This is a genomic window from Pantoea sp. NGS-ED-1003, from assembly GCF_000738765.1.
Taxonomy (GTDB): domain Bacteria; phylum Pseudomonadota; class Gammaproteobacteria; order Enterobacterales; family Enterobacteriaceae; genus Pantoea; species Pantoea septica.
On sequence record NZ_JPQA01000002.1, the window covers coordinates 62,862 to 80,054 of the forward strand.

The following is a 17,193-nucleotide window of genomic DNA, read 5'->3' on the forward strand; positions in this document are numbered from 1 at the left end:
TAAATTTAACATCTCAACCATCCGCTGCTGATTACAGTGAATCTTTAAAACAACTCCTTATCCTGGCAGCCAAATTTGGATCCTCCTTTATTTCGGTATGAAAGATATTTTCTTGCCCGACAAGCAGGATTTATGTATAAAGTCACAAATCCTACATGTGTGGAGCAAGTATGGCTAACGACGAAAAGCAGGTGCTGAAGGTCGCACAACGGTCTGAGAGAATGCTGCTAAGCCTGACAGAACAGGTTCAGGCGCAGAAAGAAGAGCTGCATGAGAATACTTTTTACCAGGTTTACGCCAAAGCTGCGCTGGCTAAACTGCCCAAGCTGACGCGCGCTAGCGTTGACTATGCTGTTAATGAGATGGAAGAAAGCGGCTACCAGTTTGACAAGCGCGCAGCGGGTAGTTCGACCAAGTACGCCATGTCGATTGAAAATATCATCGATATCTATCACCACCGCGGTGTGCCTAAGTATCGCGATCGCCATCCAGAAGCCTATACGATCTTTGTTGGTAACCTTAAAGGCGGCGTATCTAAAACGGTTTCGACCGTCTCTCTTGCCCATGCGCTGCGAGCGCATCCACATCTGCTTTTTGAAGATTTGCGCATTCTGGTTATCGACCTCGATCCCCAGTCTTCGGCGACGATGTTCCTCAACCACGAACGCTCAGTGGGTATTGTCGAGGCGACAGCCGCACAGGCGATGCTGCAAAACGTCAGTCGTGAAGAGCTGATAAAAGAATTTATCGTGCCGTCTATTATCCCTGGCGTTGATGTATTGCCGGCGTCCATTGACGACGCCTTTATCGCTTCTCGCTGGGACGAACTCTGCGCCGAACATCTTTCCGGACAGAATGTGCATGCGGTGCTGTATGAAAACGTCATCGCTAAACTGAAAAAAGATTATGACTTCATCTTTATCGACAGCGGCCCGCATCTGGATGCGTTTTTGAAAAACGCTATTGCGGCGTCCGATCTGCTGATGACGCCCGTGCCGCCTGCGCAGGTCGACTTCCACTCTACCCTGAAGTATCTGACGCGCCTTCCTGAACTGATCGATATCATCGAACAGTCCGGTGCGCCCTGCCGCTTACAGGGCAATATCGGCTTTATGTCCAAGCTGTCAAATAAGGCGGACCACAAACTCTGCCACAGCCTGGCGAAAGAGATATTCGGCGGCGATATGCTGGATGCCGCTCTGCCGCGCCTTGACGGGTTTGAGCGCTGCGGCGAGTCCTTTGACACCGTTATTTCAGCCAACCCCTCTACCTACGTCGGCAGCAGCGAAGCGTTAAAAAACGCGCGTTCAGCTGCGGAAGATTTTGCGAAAGCGGTTTTTGACCGTATTGAATTTATTCGCCTGAACTGAGGTCGCTATGAGTGCAAAAAGAATTACTATCGGCAGGACCTTCAGCCAGACGCCTGTACAGGCTGAAGCGTCAACGGATACGCCAACACAAACCTTTGTTCTTTCTACCGGCAAGCGCGCCGTGTTTCGTCTTGAGCGTATTGAGGCCAGGGAGATAGAAGAGAAAACTTTTGTGGTGATGGAAACCAACGGACGCGATCAGGCTGGATTGACGCCCGATTCGCTGCGCGACATTATCCGCACCATTAAACTGCAGCAGTTCTTCCCCGCCATCGGCGTAAAGCGGGACGGGCGCATAGAAATCCTGGACGGTTCGCGCCGTCGCGCTGCCGCGCTCTATTGTAAAACCGGGCTGGATATTCTGGTTTCTGAAACCGCGATTACCACCGAAGAAGCGCGTCGGCTGGCGCAGGATATTCAGACCGCGCGCGAGCATAACCTGCGCGAAGTGGGCCTGCGTCTGCTGTCGTTGAAAAATGGCGGCCTGTCGCAAAAAGAGATCGCAGAGAGTCAGGGCCTGTCGCAGGCGAAAGTGACGCGAGCTTTGCAGGCGGCGAGCGTGCCGGCAGAGCTGATTTCACTTTTTCCCAACCATTCCGAATTGACCTATCCTGATTACAAGGCGCTGCTGATGGCCGCCGATAAACTTTCCGAGACAGGACAGCCAATTGAGCGGCTCATCGAGACTGTTTCTATGGATGTGGATAGTATCTGCGCCCGCGAAGGACTGGCGGAAGATGAGGTGAAAAACCATATCCTTCGTCTGGTGCGCAACGGCAGTCAGACGCTGATGGAAGTCCCCGCAAAAGAGAAACCTGTCTCAGAAAACCTCTGGACCTTTGCGGATAAGGATCGTTTTGCCCGGAAGAAAATTCGCGGCCGCATGTTCAGCTACGAGTTTAACCGACAGTCCAGAGAGCTGCAGGAAGAACTGGACAAAGTGATTGCCGAAACGTTACGCAAATATCTGGGCGATCAGTAAGCTTCTACATCCGGGTAAATCTCTACCCGGATGTGTTTTATCCCCCTCTTCCCGCCTCTCTGTTCGCCATCAGTATTTCAAAGCTAACCTACTGTTTTTGCGATTTTTACAAAAAAATTTCAGGCTGAAATCGCCAGAAGTTCAATCTGTTTTAAAGTCAAAAGCTATCAGGTAAAGCGCTAGCTATAAAAGGCGCAAAATCTCTCGCTATACTCTGCCCGCACTGAAAACTAAACAATCTTCTCCAGTGCAATTTCATAGTTAACTCATTGAATAAATATGTTTTTTAATCAGAATTTCAGGCTGAAATCGCCAGGCTTTGGCAATAAGTGAGGAGATGATTGCCCTGAGGTCAGGGCAACAACACATTATTACTTATCTGCTGACCAGGTAGCCGATCGGACGTCTACTTTAACCGGCAACAGCTTTACACGAGTAAAGGTATCCGCCAGCGTTTGCTGTTGCGAAAACACGCTGTCGGTCATGCGTTCCGCACCATAAGGCAGACGTGTCAGCGTGGTGCGCCAGATCGCTTTATCCAGGCCGGTGGACTGCCCCAGAATCGCGGCTGTCTCATACTGATGCTCATTTGCCCAGCGGCTTAAAGTACTTAACTCCTCGAGCACTTTTTTGGCCGTATCAGGCTGGCTGTCGGCAAATTTCCGGCTGGCGAGATAAAAGGTGTAATGCGGCACCAGTCCCTCCGCATTGCGCACCTGACGCGCGCCAGTGCTGGCTTCAACTTCCGCGAGATAGGGATCCCAAATCACCCAGGCATCCACCGCGCCTTTCTGAAAAGCGGCGCGCGCGTCGGCTGGCGGCAGATAAACCGGCGTAATATCTTTATAGGTCAGCCCGGCTTCTTTAAGCGCAGCGATAAGCAGATAGTTAACGTCTGAGCCCTTATTCAGCGCCACACGTTTACCTTTAAGGTCTTTAACGCTGTGAATGGCAGATGAGGAAGGCACTACAATTGCTTCGGTTTTCGGATTCGCAGGCGAATGTCCCAGGTAAACCAGACCGGCTTTTGCCGCCTGAGCAAATGCGGGCGGCGCATCGCCGGTGGCCGCCAGGTCGATGCTACCTACATTCAGTCCTTCAAGCATTTGCGGTCCGGCGGGAAACTCGACCCAGCGAACGGCGATATCCTCTTTTTTGAAGGCGGCGTCGAGCGTGCCGCGATATTTAAGCAGGGCAAAGATATTCGCTTTCTGATAGCCGATATTTACCTGTTCAGGTGCCGCGTGACTGGCGGCAGTCAGGGCACAGGCCACTATTGCCAGCGTTAATCCATTTCTTTTCATCTGTTGCTCTCCGTTTTTTTCGCTAACTTAGCAAATAGCGGATATAACCAATAAATAACCAATTGCATTGACTTATGCTGCGAGAGAATAATTAGCACGTTAATAATTTGTAGTAATAATCAAAGAGCATTCCGTCAGGCCTTCTGCCAGGATACGGCCAAAAATGCCTGTCTGAGGTCCATTCACCGTATGAAGTGGTTTTCAAAAAGCGCGCTACTCTTTTCCAGCAAAACCTGCCTGGCCGCCTTCTTAGCGCTCTTTATCGCATTAGAACTCAACCTTGATAAACCTGCCTGGTCACTGACCACCGTCTATGTCGCTTCACAGCTTTATTCCGCCTCCACTATCTCAAAATCTGTTTTCCGGTTTTTAGGCACGCTGCTGGGCGGGCTGTTCGTATTGCTGATCTATCCCGCCACGGTACAGGACCCGATGCTGTTCAGCCTCTGCATCTCACTATGGGTCGCGCTCTGTCTCTACCTGTCGCTGCACGACCGCACGCCCAAAAGTTATGTCTTTATGCTGGCGGGATATAGCGCGGCGATTATGGGCTTTCCTGACGTCACCGCTCCGGCTGACATCACCTATACCGTTATCTCGCGCGTGGAGGAGATTAGCGTCGCTATCCTCTGTAGCAGTCTGGTGCATCGGCTCATCATGCCGGTTTCGATGAGCAGCATGCTGGAGCAGAGCGTCAGCAACTGGTATCAAAACGCCAGAAAGCTCTGCGCCGAGCTGATTACAGTGATGCCTAAGGAAAAGTCGCTGGAACGGGAAGATATCCTTGTCCAGATGGCGAACTACCCGCTGAATGTTGAGACCCTGATTACCCATTGCGTTTATGAAGGCGAAGCGGCTCGACGGCTAATTCGGCTGGTCAGCGTGCAGTATCAGCATCTCTCCTATTTAATTCCCACGCTTACGGCGATTGAGGCGCGCCTCAGCCTGCTGGCGGAACAGCAGATACGTTTTCCAGAGCATGTCGCGCAGACGTTTCAGCAGTTTTTGCGCTGGCTGAACAGCGCCGAGCACGGTGTCGAAACGCAGGCGATTAAGGAAAGGCTGGCGGTAGCGCAGCAGCAGCTCAAGGCGGAGTGGGAAAGCGGCGAGCTGCCGGTTGAGGAGAGCATCTTGCTCGCCGGTCTGCTGGAAAGGCTGCTGAATTTCGTGCGTATCGCAGAGGCCTACCAGACGGTGGGCGAGCGCGTCAGCGATCTGACGCCGAGCGCGAAACCCGGCAAGGTGGCGCGCAGCCATAAACATGTCGATAAAGGCATGCTGCTGCTCTCCTGCCTGACCGCTTTTCTCGCCACCTTTCTGACCTGTCTGTTCTGGATAGGCAGCGGCTGGGTGGATGGCGCCACTGCCCCGATGATGGCGGCGGTTCTTTGCTCCTTCTTTGCTGCCATGGACAGTCCGCTCGCGCCGATGAAGATTTTTCTCAAGGGCGTGGTGGTGGCGATCGTCATCAGCATGCTTTACACCACCTTGCTGATACCGGAAGCGACCTCCTTTGAAGCGCTGGTGCTCTGCCTGGCGCCAGGGCTGATGGCGTTGGGATTAGTGATTGCTAATCCCTCCACCAATTTGATCGGCCTGATTGTGGCGACGCAGATCCCTGGCCTGATCGGAATGAGTCATCACTTCAAACCCAACCTGCTGCTTATAGTGAATGCCTCGCTCTCCACCCTCAGCGGCATTGCGGCAGCAGTAATAGTTACCGCGGTGATTCGCAACAAACGGCCAGCCTGGACTGCCAAACGTGCGCTGCGCAAAGGATTGAAAGAGCTGCTGCAGTTTATCAATGCGGTTGAGCTCAACAGCGCTTCGCTGCTGATGCGTCAGCAGTTTGTGGCGCGCACGCTGGACAAGGTTAACGTTATCCTTCCTCGTAAGCGTATCGACAACGATGCCGAACTGGCGGCGGGCGGCAATCTGATTACCGAAGCCTGGCTGGGCGCCAACTGCTATGACTTCTACGTCCGTCATCAGCCACTGCTGGCCGAGCAGCAGATTAGCAGCGACCCGTTATTCGGCGAGCTACGGCTGTTTCTTAAAAGCCGTATCAGGGTGTTACAGACGCCGCCGCATCAGGCGCTGCTGGATGAGCTGGACAGGCTGGTGCTGGCGCTGGAAGCTCTGGCGCAACACGATAGTCGCTTTTATGCGCCGTTGTTGTATCTGTTCAACGTACGGCTCTCGCTGTTTCCTCAGGCCCGCTGGCCACAGCAGGCGTAATCCATTCCCGGAAAATAACCACAGCCACATCCGTGGCTGTTTTTTTGTGCTGAAGCGCACCCGCATGGCAATAAAGCCGCGCCAGCGCGGCCTGTTATCAGGCATGCTATAACAATCATCATCTGAAGAAGCGAGGCGTAATGTGAAAACGATCGGCTTAATCGGCGGCATGTCATGGGAATCGACGGCGCTCTATTACCGCATTTTGAATGAAGAGGTTAAGCTTGCCTTGGGTGGCCTGCATTCGGCGCGCGTGGTGCTTTACAGCCTGGACTTCGACGAGATAGAGAAGTTGCAAAGAGCGGAACGATGGGACGAAGCCGGCCTGATGCTGGCGCAAGCTGCGCAGGTGCTTTCGCATGCGGGCGCTGACTTTCTGGTGCTGGCGACCAACACCATGCATAAAGTTGCCTCTCAGATTGAACAGGCTGTGGCGATCCCTCTGCTGCATATCGCCGATGCGACTGCGCAACGCATTCATGATGAAGGATTAAAAAAGGTCGGGCTGCTAGCCACGCGCTTTACCATGGAGGAGGCTTTTTACCGCGGACGGCTCACGGATAAATGGGGGCTGGAAGTTATAACGCCAGAGAAGAATGATCGCGATTTTGTTCATCAGGTGATCTATCAGGAGCTGTGTCAGGGAGTGATCAATCCCGAATCGCGGGCGCGGTTTCGCGAGATAATGGCCACACTTGCCGCGCAGGGTGCTGAAGGGATTATCCTCGGCTGTACCGAGATCACCATGCTGGTTACAGTGAACGATGCCAGCGTGCCGCTGTTTGATACCACACAAATTCATGCGCAATGGGCTGTTCATCAGGCATTAAAAGAAGAGTGATCAAGATCGCACTTTTTGTTAGTCAGGTAATAGTAACTAAGGTTATTATAACACCCATCGAAGGCATGTTGCCTTGCACTAACAAAAGAAGGATTTTGACCATGAAAAATGTAAAAACTCTCGCTATTGCTACCGTCGCCGCACTTTCTATGATCTCATTCGGCAGCTTTGCCGCACAAAGCATCTCTGCGCACGGCAGCACGCTGGACAGCGCTGAAGCCCATATCGCCGCGAAAGCGCAGGCTGAAGGCGCTTTAGGCTATAAAATTACCAGCGCCCGTGCCGATAACGGCGTCTACATGACCGCTGAACTCTATAAATAACGGATGGTCGTACAGGGACGTGCCAGAAAAGGCTGCCGCAAGGCAGCCTTTTTTGTTGTCCTGGGTTAACCGCTGACGCCTCATTAATAGGGCGAGCGGGTAGGGCGCACCACAATCTCGCTCACATCGACATCGTCGGGCTGCTCGATGGCGAAGCGGACGGCGCGACCAATCGCCGCCGGCTGGAGCGCGATAGATCGATAGTCATCCATCAGCGCGGCGGCGGCGGGGTCGGTAATGGTAGAGGCGAGTTCGCTTTCCACTACGCCAGGGTGAATACAGGTTACGCGCAGCTGCGTATTCTCCTGACGCAAACCGTCTGAGATCGCCCGCACGGCAAACTTGGTCGCGCAGTAAACGGCGGCGGTGGGCGAGACGCTCAGCGCGCCGATAGAGGCGATATTGATGATATGGCCCGCTTCACGCGCCAGCATCGGCGGCAGCACGGCGGCAATGCCGTACAGCACGCCTTTAATATTGACGTCAATCATCTGATCCCACTCATCAACCTTCAGGGATGCCAGCGGCGACAGCGGCATCACGCCCGCATTGTTAATCATCACGTCGATCCGTCCCCATTTTTCCAGCGCGACTTCGGCAAACTGCTGCACGGAAGCGCGCGAGGTGACATCGAGCGCGGCGACGGCGACTTCTGCACCTTGCTGCTTAAGCTCCGCCGCCAGCGTCTCTAAGCGAACGACGCGGCGTGCGCCCAACAGCAGAGTTGCGCCGCTCGCCGCCAGCTCACGTGCGATGCCTGCGCCTATGCCGCTTGAGGCGCCGGTGATTAAGATCACTTTATTGCTCATGGTTTCGCTCCTGTCGTTAAGTGTCTGGCGATCTTATGCCTGCTGCTTTATAAAGAGAATCCATCCATTCCTTACCTGACTAGTAACAGAGGCTAACCAATGATGCTGGACAAAAACGCGCTGGAGGTTTTCGTCACCCTGGCGCAAACGCGCAATTTTCGCGTGGCGGCAGAGAAGCTGGGCGTGACGCGACCGGCAGTGAGTCAGGCGTTAAGGCGGCTGGAGGATCGGCTGCAGATATCGCTTATCCGTCGCACTACGCGCAGCCTTAGCCTTACCGAAGCGGGGGAAAGGCTCTACGCCGAGGCAGCGCCGGCTATTTCGCAGCTCAATCAGGCGGTAGTGGACGTCAGCGCGCTGGCGGGCGAGCCGCGAGGGCTGCTGCGGCTGGCCGTCTCTTCTATTGCCGAACGCTTTATCAACGGCGAGCTGCTGGCGTCGTTTCTCAGCCGCTATCCGCATATCGAGCTGGATATTTCAGTAACTGACGAAGAGTTTGATATTGTGGCGCAGGGCTATGACGCTGGCGTCCGGCTGGGAGAAATAATCGCGCAGGATATGATTGCGGTGCCTGTCTCGCTGCGTCAGCGGCAGATCGCCGTCGCCTCACCCGATTATCTGGCGCGCTGCGGCACGCCGCGCCATCCCCATGAGTTGCTGCAGCACTGCTGCATCGGCTGGCGACGCGAGCCGGGCGTGGCCCCCTATCGCTGGGAATTTGCGGAAGAGGGCAGGGAGTTCGATGTGGCGGTTAACGCGCGGCTTAATACCAATGACATGGGAGTCATGATCCGCACCGCCTGCGCGGGCGGCGGCATCGCATTCGGCATGGAGGAGACCTATCGGCCCTATATCGCGCGCGGCGAGCTGGTGCCGCTGCTGTCGGACTATCTGCCGACCTTCGCCGGGTTCTATCTCTACTTCCCCAGCCGAAAAAATCTGGCGCCCAAGCTACGGGCGCTCATCGATCATATGAAGATCTGAGCGGCGGTTCAGCGCGACGCGACGCGCGTTACCGCGACTCCTTGTTCCTCTAGCTGCGCCAGCGCCTCGGCGTTCAGTCCGCTATCGGTAATCACCTGCGCGACCCGATAGCCCGACGACAGCGGATAGGGATGGATCTGCCCGAACTTCGAGGCGTCCGTCAGCGCCCAGGTCGGCACATTCTTCGCCAGTACCGCATCCACCACATCGCAGCGCAGCATATTGCGGCCGGTAAAACCGGTTTCCGCCTGCCAGCCGTCAACGCCGATAAAGGCTTTATGAAAGTGTATTTGCTGAATGCAGTAGCGCGTCAGCGGGCCGACCATCGACTGGCTGCTCTTTTGCAACAACCCGCCTGGCACGATCACGTCGCACGCCGCGTCTTTCAGCAGGTGCGCGATGAAATGGCTGACGGTTATTACCGTAATGTCGGCGCGATCGGCCAGCAGGCGCGCCAGCAGCGCATTGGTGCTGCCGCCCTCGATAAAAACCGCCTCGCCGGCGTCTATCAGGCCTGCGGCGTGGCTGGCGAGCGCCTGTTTGAGTTCGTAACGCGTATGCATACGCATGCCGACGTCATCGCTGTCCAGCGCCATCGCGGAGCCGTGAACGCGGCGCAAGAAATGGTCGCGCTCCAGCAGGTTGAGATCCTGACGGACGGTGACTTCGGAAACGCCGGTCAGCTGGGCCAGTTCGGTGACCGTCACGCTGCCGCGCGTGTTAACAAGTTGAATAATCTGTTGATGACGAGCGTTCATGCGGGCCGTTTAGTGGAAAAGGGTGGCGCCAGTGTAGCAGAGAGAGGCCGCGCAGGGGACGCTGCGCGGCAATGATCAGGCCAGACCGAGTGCGCGGCGGCCGTTGTCGTTGAGATCGTCGAACGTGAAGCGATCGCGCCAGCCCGTTTCGTAATCCTCAGGCGGGAAATCTGCGGGCGACCGGCCGAGCGCCAGCGCTTCGGCGACCTCCTGCGCGCAGGCGCGGTTTTTGGCGCACATCGGCGCGGCGGGAATATACATCACGTTTCCCCAGCCCTGTTGATTTTCCACCGGCGCAACGGAATGGATGACGTCGCAGTGCCACCATACCGAATCGCCCGCTTCCAGCGGCGGGATAGAGCACAGGCCGTTAATCAGCAGCGGATGCCACTTCTCGCTGACGGGCAGCACCTTGCCGGGCGCGACGCCGCACAGTTCGTCGTCCGGCACGTCGTCGAGCAGCGGACGCAGCAGAATATAGGCCATCGCCTCCGGCACTGGCACGACATGCAGCAGACCCTGTCCGGCGAGCATATCCGACAGTGCGGTCCAGCCCTGGAATGTGCGAAACGCGGAGCATTTGGTGGTGTCGGGCACGTCATATTCATTTACCTCGGTGCGCCACGCCGCGTCCCAGGGATCGTAAGCCTCTATATCGCCACGGAAGACGGCGGCGAACACCTGCTGATAAGCGGGCAGCAGCCAGCGCTCCAGCGCGCCGGAATCAGTATGCGCGCCCAGCCCTTTCGAGGTGGTGCCCGGCGGACGACGACGGATGCGGTCGGGATAAATAATGCTGACGTCAGGATCGAACCATTGCTTGCCCTGTGAAGAGAAACGCCACAGACGATTCAGGAAAGACTGCACCTGCGTGGTGGCGTCGCTCTGACGCGCCTGCATTTGCGCCTGCGACCAGTAAATAGGGAAAATTTCCGGACGTGACGCTTCGAGGCTGCCAAAGAAATTATCGCCGGGGCCGCGATACTGCGCGTCGAAGTCATTCAGATCGAGATAATCCAGCAGGGATTGATCCCACGCCAGCGCTTGCTCGCGAGGAAACTGCTGCTTCACCACTACACAGCCGCGTCGTTTAATGCGCGCCAGGGTTTCATTCGAAACCTCTCCCTGGGCGATAGCTTGCTGCGTTACGATCGGCCACGCCGTACCGTAACGTTGCTCTTCCTCTTTCGCTTCCGCAATCGCGCTTTCGATGCGCTGGCTGACGCGGGCGAAAAGCGCCTCGACATCGCCGATTTGCTCACGAAGCTGCTGTTTAAAGGTGCGAATCGCTACGCTGATGTCGTCGGGCAACGGCGTAGCCTGTGTGTGTAGGGTCATTTTGGCCTCCGTAGGCTGGTAACTGTTTTTCATTTGTAATAAAATTGTGTTTCGTTCGTAAGTTTAAGCAGAGCAGTTATGATTAGGCAACCCCCAGTTTCGTGATCGTCTGCACACTGTGTCAGGAAAGCTCCGAAAGCCCTGAACATTCTTATTATTAAAATTCTCATTAATCCACACTGCGGGTAAGCTTTACCCATTGAGTGGGCATCACTGAAACAACAGCCTCAGCAAGGAGATGACAATGGCGGTAAAGATGATCGCGGTGGATATGGATGGCACCTTTCTCGACGACAATAAGGAGTACAACGTTCAGCGCTTTTTGCGACAGTACGTGCTGTTGAAAGAGAGAGGCATTCGTTTCGTGGTCGCCAGCGGCAATCAGTACTACCAGCTGCAGCGTTACTTTTTTGAGATTAAAGATGAAATCGCCTTTGTCGCCGAGAACGGCGCCTGGGTTTCAGACAGCAATGAAGAAATTTTTTGTGGCGAGCTGGCGCAGTCGCGCGTGCATCAGGTGCTGGACATCCTGGCGAAAGAACCCGATATCAGTACCGTGGTGTGCGGACGCAACGGCGCCTACGTTCACTCATCGGTCCCGGATGAGGTAGTCAACCTGCTGTCCAACCATTATGCCCGGCTGGAGAAACGCGACGATCTCTACGCTATCGATGACACTATTTTTAAATTTTCCCTGAACCTGGCGCATGAAGGCGTCGATGCGCTGCTGGCGCGCCTGCATAACCAGCTGGGCGAGATCGAAAACATTATGCATCCGGTCTCCAGTGGCTATGGCTTTATCGATCTGATTATCCCGGGCTGTCACAAAGCGCACGGCATCGCGCTGCTGCAGGAAAAATGGGGCATCAGCGATTGCGAAGTGGTCGCTATCGGCGACAGCGCAAACGATCTGGAGATGCTACGCCAGGCCTGCTTCAGCTTTGCGATGGCGAACGCCGTGGAGCCGGTGCGCGCCGTGGCGCGTTATAAAACCGAAAGCAATAACGATGACGGCGCGTTAAACGTTATCGCCCGCGTGCTCTCGCGCGAATTTCCCTTCGGTTAAGCCTCTGCCGGCCCCGCGTGCGATACAGCCGGGGTTACACCTGCCGCCGCGCTGCCTCGAGATTCTGCTCCATCTCATCCAGCGCGGCCTGATGCTCCAGCCCCCACTGATACATCCGCTCAATCGGTTCGGCGAAGGTTCTTCCCAGCGGCGTCAGCGCATACTCCACCTTAGGCGGCACCACTTCAAACACCTTGCGTGTCACCAGCCCGCGCTGCTCCAGTTCCCGCAGCGTCTGCACCAGCATTTTTTTTGAAATACCCTGCAGGCTGCGCTGCAGTTCGCCCGTGCGCGCACGCTGCTCAGGCCAGTGATAAAGAGCGTGCAGCACCATAGTGCTCCACTTTACGGCAAACAGCTCCAGCAGACGCCGCGGCGGCGAATCCGCGAAAAACATCAGCTTTCCATCAATCCAGGCGGGCATAGCAAAATTTCCTCATGGTTACCAAAAGGTAACTACTACCAATAGCTTCCCCGCCTGTCTATAGTGGGCCGCTTTCTTTGCCGCTTCAGGCAGACATCAGGAGGAAACGATGAAAATTAACGCACTGGTCGCTCAGCAGGCGACGCAGCCGCTGGCGGTAGGCCAGGTCGAGTTACGCGAACTGCAGCCGGACGACGTTAAAATTGCCATTATCTACTGCGGCGTATGCCATTCCGATCTGCATATGGCGCGCAATGAGTGGGGCGTAAGCCGTTATCCGCTGGTGCCAGGCCATGAAATTGTCGGACGTGTCGAAGCCGCTGGCGCTAACGTTACCCACTTCAAAGCGGGCGACATTGTCGGCGTCGGCGTGATGGTTGACTCCTGCGGTCAGTGCCGCTTCTGCCAGCAGCAGGAAGAGCAGTACTGCGAGGCGGGCTTTACCCCCACCTATAACGGCACCGATAAATATACCGGTTCCACCACCTTCGGCGGCTACGCTCAGCATGTGATTGCCGATCAACATTTTGTGGTTTCCATTCCGCAGAATCTCGATCTGAAAGCGGTCGCGCCGCTGCTCTGCGCCGGCGTAACCGTCTGGTCGCCGCTGCGTCACTATCAGGTGCAGCCGGGCCACAAAGTCGGCGTTATCGGACTGGGCGGGTTGGGGCATATGGCGGTGAAGCTGGCCAGCGCGCTTGGCGCAGAGGTGACGCTGTTTACCACTTCGCCGGAGAAGGGCGCCGATGCGCGTCGCCTGGGCGCCAGTCATGTAGTGGTATCGCGCGATGACCAACAGATAGCCGCCTGTCAGGCTTCACTGGATATTATTCTCGACTGCGTCGCCGCGCCGCACGATCTTGATCCCTATCTGGCGACTCTGAAAACCAACGGCCAGCTGGTTCTGGTAGGCATTCCCGATCGGCCACATCCGTCGCCGAACGTGACGCCGATGGTTTTCCGTCGACTGAGCATTAGCGGCACCTCCATCGGCAGCATCCGCGAAACGCAGGAGATGCTCGACTTCTGCGGCCAGCACAACATCACTTCCGACGTCGAAATGATCGCTGGCGAAGAGATTGAAAGCGCCTTTGCTCGTATGCTGCAAGGTGACGTGAAATATCGCTTCGTTATCGATATGGAGAAAACGCGCTGGTAACGTTAAAAGGGGCTTAGGAATAAGTCCCTTGATTTTTAAGCATTTCAGCCTGAAATCGCCAGCAATGTTTGGTGCTAACCGCCGTTTCGCGGCGCTATCCGCTTTCACGCTTTTCTACTGATTACAGTGAATGCTTCGTGGCTGGCGGATGTGATCAAATTTCATCCGGTAATTGCTCAGGGTTCAAACAGATCGGCCAGTTTTCCGCACGCAGAGCCGTCATATATGCAGATTGACTGTAATCAGCAGCGGCGTGCTTTCTCTGACGCAACAACATTCACTGTAATCAGCAGCGCCGTGCTGTCTTTACTGCATTAACATTCACTGTAATCAGTAACCCGGCCGCACGTCAGACCTGTTCACTGTAGCCAGCGCAGGGCATGACATTGCCTGACATCGTCGGTAAAGTCAGGCTTTCGCTTTTAAAAGGAGGAGGTAAATGGAAAAGCTGTTTGTCTACGGCACCTTATGCCCGGGACGTTCCAACGCCCATATTCTGGAAAATATCGGCGGCGACTGGCTACCGGGATGGGTGAAAGGCGTGCTGCATGAATCGGGCTGGGGCGCGGCGCTGGGCTTTCCGGCTATCCAGCTGGATGCCCAGGGATCGCCTGTACATGGCTACGTATTTCAGTCATCCAGCCTGGCGCAGCACTGGCCGATGCTGGATGAATTTGAAGCAGGTTACGATCGCGTGCCTGTTACAGTGAACACTGAAGAAGGCGACCTCGTCACCGCCTGGATTTATCAAATTCAGACCGCCTGAAAAGCCTGTGCCGGTAAGGAGTACTGGCACAACAATGCGTTACCCTCCGCTTCGTTTTAACCCCAGCCTGACGAAATATTGCGGAAATAGTGGCGATCGCCTCTTTCTCTGACTAGTTTTTTAATCGTCCTTGTTAACATTTTTTTTACGTTCGCATCATGGGTGCGGCGCTTTTCTGGCTGCGCGGGCATCTTCGACCGCGTCTGTCTTTCAACACTGCGGCCAGGCGGGCGATGCCTGGCGATTTCCGGAGTCGATGATGAAAACCCTTAAAGACGCGCGTTCTCTCGCTGCCTTCGCTGCCGTTGGCGCGTTACTGACGCCGCTGTCGGCGCTGGCGTGGGATAGTCTTACCGTGTTTGGCGACAGCCTGAGCGACAGCGGCAATATTGGCCGTTTTACCTGGGATGGCGGTCGCCATCCGCTCTACGATGAAATTCTGGCTGCGAATCTGGGACAGGACTTACAGCGATCGAGGCTGGGCGGCAGCAACTATGCCCAGGGCAACGCAGTATCGCGGCCGCAGCTCAACCCGCAGCTCAACACCGAAGACCAGCTCGCCGGCTACCTGAGATCGACCGGCGGCCGCGCCGACAGCAACGGCCTTTATATTCACTGGATCGGCGCTAACGACGTCGCGGCCGCCGTTACCAATCCCTTTACCGCGACCAATACGCTCAGCACCAGCGCGGCAGCGGCGACGGCACAGGTGAAAACCTTGCTGGATGCCGGCGCAGGCGCGGTGATTGTGCCGACCGTACCGCAGCTGGGCGAAACGCCCTATATGATCTTAACGGTATTGAGAGCGCTGGGCCCTGCCTCCAGCGCGGCCTCGGCCGCCGCGTTTCAGTCGCTCGACGGCGCCACCACGCCCGATGCCGCCTCGCGCCAGCAGGCGGTGCGCAACGCCTTTACTCAGGCGGCGGCGCAGGTGTCAGGAATACCCGCCGTGCGCGACGCGCTGGCGGAACAGCTCTATCGCGCGTGGCAGGCGCTGAGCACGCAGGTCTCGGCGCTGACGGCGGGCTACAACCAGCAGGAAGAGCAGGGGCTGGCGACGCTCAACGGCAATATCGTGCGCGTCGATATCGCCGGGCTGTTTAACGAAGTGATTGCCGATCCGACCCGTTACGGCCTGACTAATACTATTGGCATCGCCTGTCCGGTCGGCACCGCAGCGGATGAGTGCGCCTCTACCGACGCCGGCTTCTCCCGCGCGCAGGCCTATCTGTTTGCCGATCGTCTGCATCCCAGCCCGGACGTACACGCCATGATGGCGGACTATATTCAGTCGATTCTCGACGCGCCCGCGCAGGTCGCGGCCCTGTCGCAGGCACCGCAAACCCTGGCGCGCGATATGCAAAACACGCTGGACGGGCATCTGCAACAGCAGCGGCATCAGGCGAGCAGCGCGGGGCAGCTTTCGGTATTCGGCGGCTATGCCGGCCAGCATGTGGACTATAAAGGCGATGCCTGGTACAACGGCGACGCCACCACCGCCAGCTTTACGCTGGGCCTCGGCTATCAGCTTACCGATAACTGGCAGACCGGCGTGCTTTTCTCAAATACCAACCAGCGGCAGGAGCCTTCATCGCGCTACGACTACCGCCTGCGTGGCAATCTGGTTGCGCTTTACAGCCAGCTTGAGCTGGGCGACCAGGCGTGGATCAACGCCGATCTGCACTATGCCGACCTGGATTTTGACGATATCCAGCGCGACATAAAAATCGGTCCGGCAACCCGCACCGAGCAGGGCAACACCGGCGGCAAGCTGCTGGGCATGCGCGTGCAGACCGGCTGGGACCTGCCGCTGGGCGATCACCTGACTACCGGCCCCGTAGCCAGCTATGCACTCGACTATGGCCGCGTCGGCGGCTATCGCGAGCAGGGCAACAGCAGTACGTCGATGCGCTACGGCGACCAGACCAGCCATTCGCAAATCGGCGCCATCGGCTGGCGCATTGACAGCCATCAGTGGCCAGTCAATCCCTGGGCGCAGGTGAGCTACAACCATCAGTTTGGCGATACCGACTCCACCGTAACCGCCGGCTTGAAGTCGACGCGTACCGCTTTCAGCCGAACCACGGGCGCACGCGACAGCAACTGGCTGGACGCCGCCGTCGGCGCCAACGTTCCGCTGGGCGAAACAGTCAATGCCTTTGCCGGCGTATCGGCCGTTGGCGGCAATCGCGATGCGCATCAGCTCGGCTGGAATATCGGCGTAAACGCCACCTTTTAATGTTAATGGGGCCAGTCTCGACGGCTGGCTCTGATTTAATGGGTGAAGCGCCTGCGCGAATTAATTGGTGCAGATGTCAGAGGTTTTATTAATAAGGGTGAAAAGCGAGGAGCGCAAAGCAGGTCTGATTGAATCTGAGAAATAACAGGGGATTTATTGCTCGGGCTAAAAAATATGCGCCAGGTTTTGCAACCCGGCGCAGTCACTAGCGGCTTAATCCTGGTGATCCAGCATTTTTCACCTCTCTGAACGCCGGCAGGAAAATAAGCGGTCAGGAGCCACGGCGGCTGTTCTGCCCGCCTTTTTTACCTGCTTCTGACGCTTTTTCTCGGTCGTTTTTAAAGTTGCCGCCGCTGTGCTGTCCGCCTTTACGACCAGCTTCTGACGCTCTTTCACGATTTTCAGCAAAGTTACCTGATCCGCCTCGATGTTGAGCCATAATGGGTCCTCTTCATGAGTTGAAAATAACACAGCCGGTCTGGAACGCTGTGTGCGTCTTACAGCATTAAGATTAGAAGCCCTGTTTCATTACGCAAGCGCTACGGCGAGGCGGTAAATAGCAGGTTAAGTGAAAGGGTAATAAATCAGGCTA

General features: G+C 56.2%; 16 protein-coding genes. 10 read left to right on the forward strand and 6 right to left on the reverse strand.

Annotated features, from left to right (window positions below; all coding sequences use genetic code 11):
- Positions 1-170 precede the first annotated feature (170 nt).
- Complete coding sequence (locus JS46_RS03760; protein WP_033748241.1) at positions 171-1,370, forward strand: AAA family ATPase; 1,200 nt, start codon at positions 171-173, stop codon at positions 1,368-1,370.
- A 7-nt stretch (positions 1,371-1,377) separates the two neighbouring features.
- Entirely contained in the window at positions 1,378-2,352 is a 975-nt protein-coding gene (locus JS46_RS03765) for a ParB family protein (RefSeq protein ID WP_033748244.1), read from the forward strand.
- 371 nt (positions 2,353-2,723) lie between these two features.
- On the opposite strand, the gene JS46_RS03770 is transcribed toward JS46_RS03765, so the two are convergent.
- Positions 2,724-3,656: a sulfonate ABC transporter substrate-binding protein gene (locus JS46_RS03770; protein ID WP_033748246.1), complete on the reverse strand. Its 933-nt coding sequence runs from the start codon at positions 3,654-3,656 to the stop codon at positions 2,724-2,726.
- A 189-nt stretch (positions 3,657-3,845) separates the two neighbouring features.
- On the opposite strand from JS46_RS03770, the gene JS46_RS03775 reads away from it, so the two are divergent.
- From JS46_RS03775 to JS46_RS03785, 3 genes are all read left to right on the forward strand, one after another.
- Positions 3,846-5,894, forward strand: coding sequence for an FUSC family protein (locus JS46_RS03775; RefSeq protein WP_033748247.1), 2,049 nt, complete (start codon positions 3,846-3,848; stop codon positions 5,892-5,894).
- Between the two features lie 142 nt (positions 5,895-6,036).
- On the forward strand, positions 6,037-6,735 hold the full coding sequence (locus JS46_RS03780; RefSeq protein WP_033748249.1) for an aspartate/glutamate racemase family protein: 699 nt from the start codon (positions 6,037-6,039) through the stop codon (positions 6,733-6,735).
- 101 nt (positions 6,736-6,836) lie between these two features.
- On the forward strand, positions 6,837-7,058 hold the full coding sequence (locus tag JS46_RS03785; protein WP_033748252.1) for a YdgH/BhsA/McbA-like domain containing protein: 222 nt from the start codon (positions 6,837-6,839) through the stop codon (positions 7,056-7,058).
- 83 nt (positions 7,059-7,141) lie between these two features.
- Here the strand turns inward: JS46_RS03785 and JS46_RS03790 are convergent, their stop codons facing one another.
- Positions 7,142-7,867, reverse strand: coding sequence for an SDR family oxidoreductase (locus tag JS46_RS03790; RefSeq protein ID WP_033748255.1), 726 nt, complete (start codon positions 7,865-7,867; stop codon positions 7,142-7,144).
- 99 nt (positions 7,868-7,966) lie between these two features.
- On the opposite strand from JS46_RS03790, the gene JS46_RS03795 reads away from it, so the two are divergent.
- Positions 7,967-8,851, forward strand: a complete 885-nt coding sequence (locus JS46_RS03795) for a LysR family transcriptional regulator (RefSeq protein WP_033748256.1) — start codon at positions 7,967-7,969, stop codon at positions 8,849-8,851.
- A gap of 8 nt (positions 8,852-8,859) precedes the next feature.
- On the opposite strand, the gene JS46_RS03800 is transcribed toward JS46_RS03795, so the two are convergent.
- Together JS46_RS03800 and JS46_RS03805 are read right to left on the reverse strand one after the other, a co-directional pair.
- Positions 8,860-9,609: a DNA-binding transcriptional regulator YciT gene (locus JS46_RS03800; protein WP_033748258.1), complete on the reverse strand. Its 750-nt coding sequence runs from the start codon at positions 9,607-9,609 to the stop codon at positions 8,860-8,862.
- A 75-nt stretch (positions 9,610-9,684) separates the two neighbouring features.
- Positions 9,685-10,947, reverse strand: a complete 1,263-nt coding sequence (locus JS46_RS03805; protein WP_033748260.1) for a DUF1479 domain-containing protein — start codon at positions 10,945-10,947, stop codon at positions 9,685-9,687.
- Positions 10,948-11,191: 244 nt separating this feature from the next.
- Between JS46_RS03805 and JS46_RS03810 the strand changes: the two genes are divergently transcribed.
- On the forward strand, positions 11,192-12,013 hold the full coding sequence (locus JS46_RS03810) for a Cof-type HAD-IIB family hydrolase (protein ID WP_033748262.1): 822 nt from the start codon (positions 11,192-11,194) through the stop codon (positions 12,011-12,013).
- Positions 12,014-12,047: 34 nt separating this feature from the next.
- On the opposite strand, the gene JS46_RS03815 is transcribed toward JS46_RS03810, so the two are convergent.
- The gene (locus JS46_RS03815) at positions 12,048-12,437 is read right to left on the reverse strand and encodes a helix-turn-helix domain-containing protein (RefSeq protein ID WP_033748264.1); all 390 of its coding nucleotides are present in this window, start codon (positions 12,435-12,437) and stop codon (positions 12,048-12,050) included.
- 109 nt (positions 12,438-12,546) lie between these two features.
- On the opposite strand from JS46_RS03815, the gene JS46_RS03820 reads away from it, so the two are divergent.
- The 3 genes from JS46_RS03820 (at position 12,547) to JS46_RS03830 (ending at position 16,601) form a co-directional block, all read left to right on the forward strand.
- Positions 12,547-13,596, forward strand: a complete 1,050-nt coding sequence (locus JS46_RS03820) for an NAD(P)-dependent alcohol dehydrogenase (protein WP_033748265.1) — start codon at positions 12,547-12,549, stop codon at positions 13,594-13,596.
- A gap of 439 nt (positions 13,597-14,035) precedes the next feature.
- The gene (locus tag JS46_RS03825) at positions 14,036-14,362 is read left to right on the forward strand and encodes a gamma-glutamylcyclotransferase (protein WP_033748268.1); all 327 of its coding nucleotides are present in this window, start codon (positions 14,036-14,038) and stop codon (positions 14,360-14,362) included.
- A 259-nt stretch (positions 14,363-14,621) separates the two neighbouring features.
- On the forward strand, positions 14,622-16,601 hold the full coding sequence (locus tag JS46_RS03830; RefSeq protein ID WP_033748270.1) for an autotransporter domain-containing esterase: 1,980 nt from the start codon (positions 14,622-14,624) through the stop codon (positions 16,599-16,601).
- Between the two features lie 271 nt (positions 16,602-16,872).
- On the opposite strand, the gene JS46_RS23210 is transcribed toward JS46_RS03830, so the two are convergent.
- Positions 16,873-17,040, reverse strand: a complete 168-nt coding sequence (locus JS46_RS23210; RefSeq protein WP_071997418.1) for a general stress protein — start codon at positions 17,038-17,040, stop codon at positions 16,873-16,875.
- Between the last annotated feature and the right edge of the window lie 153 nt (positions 17,041-17,193).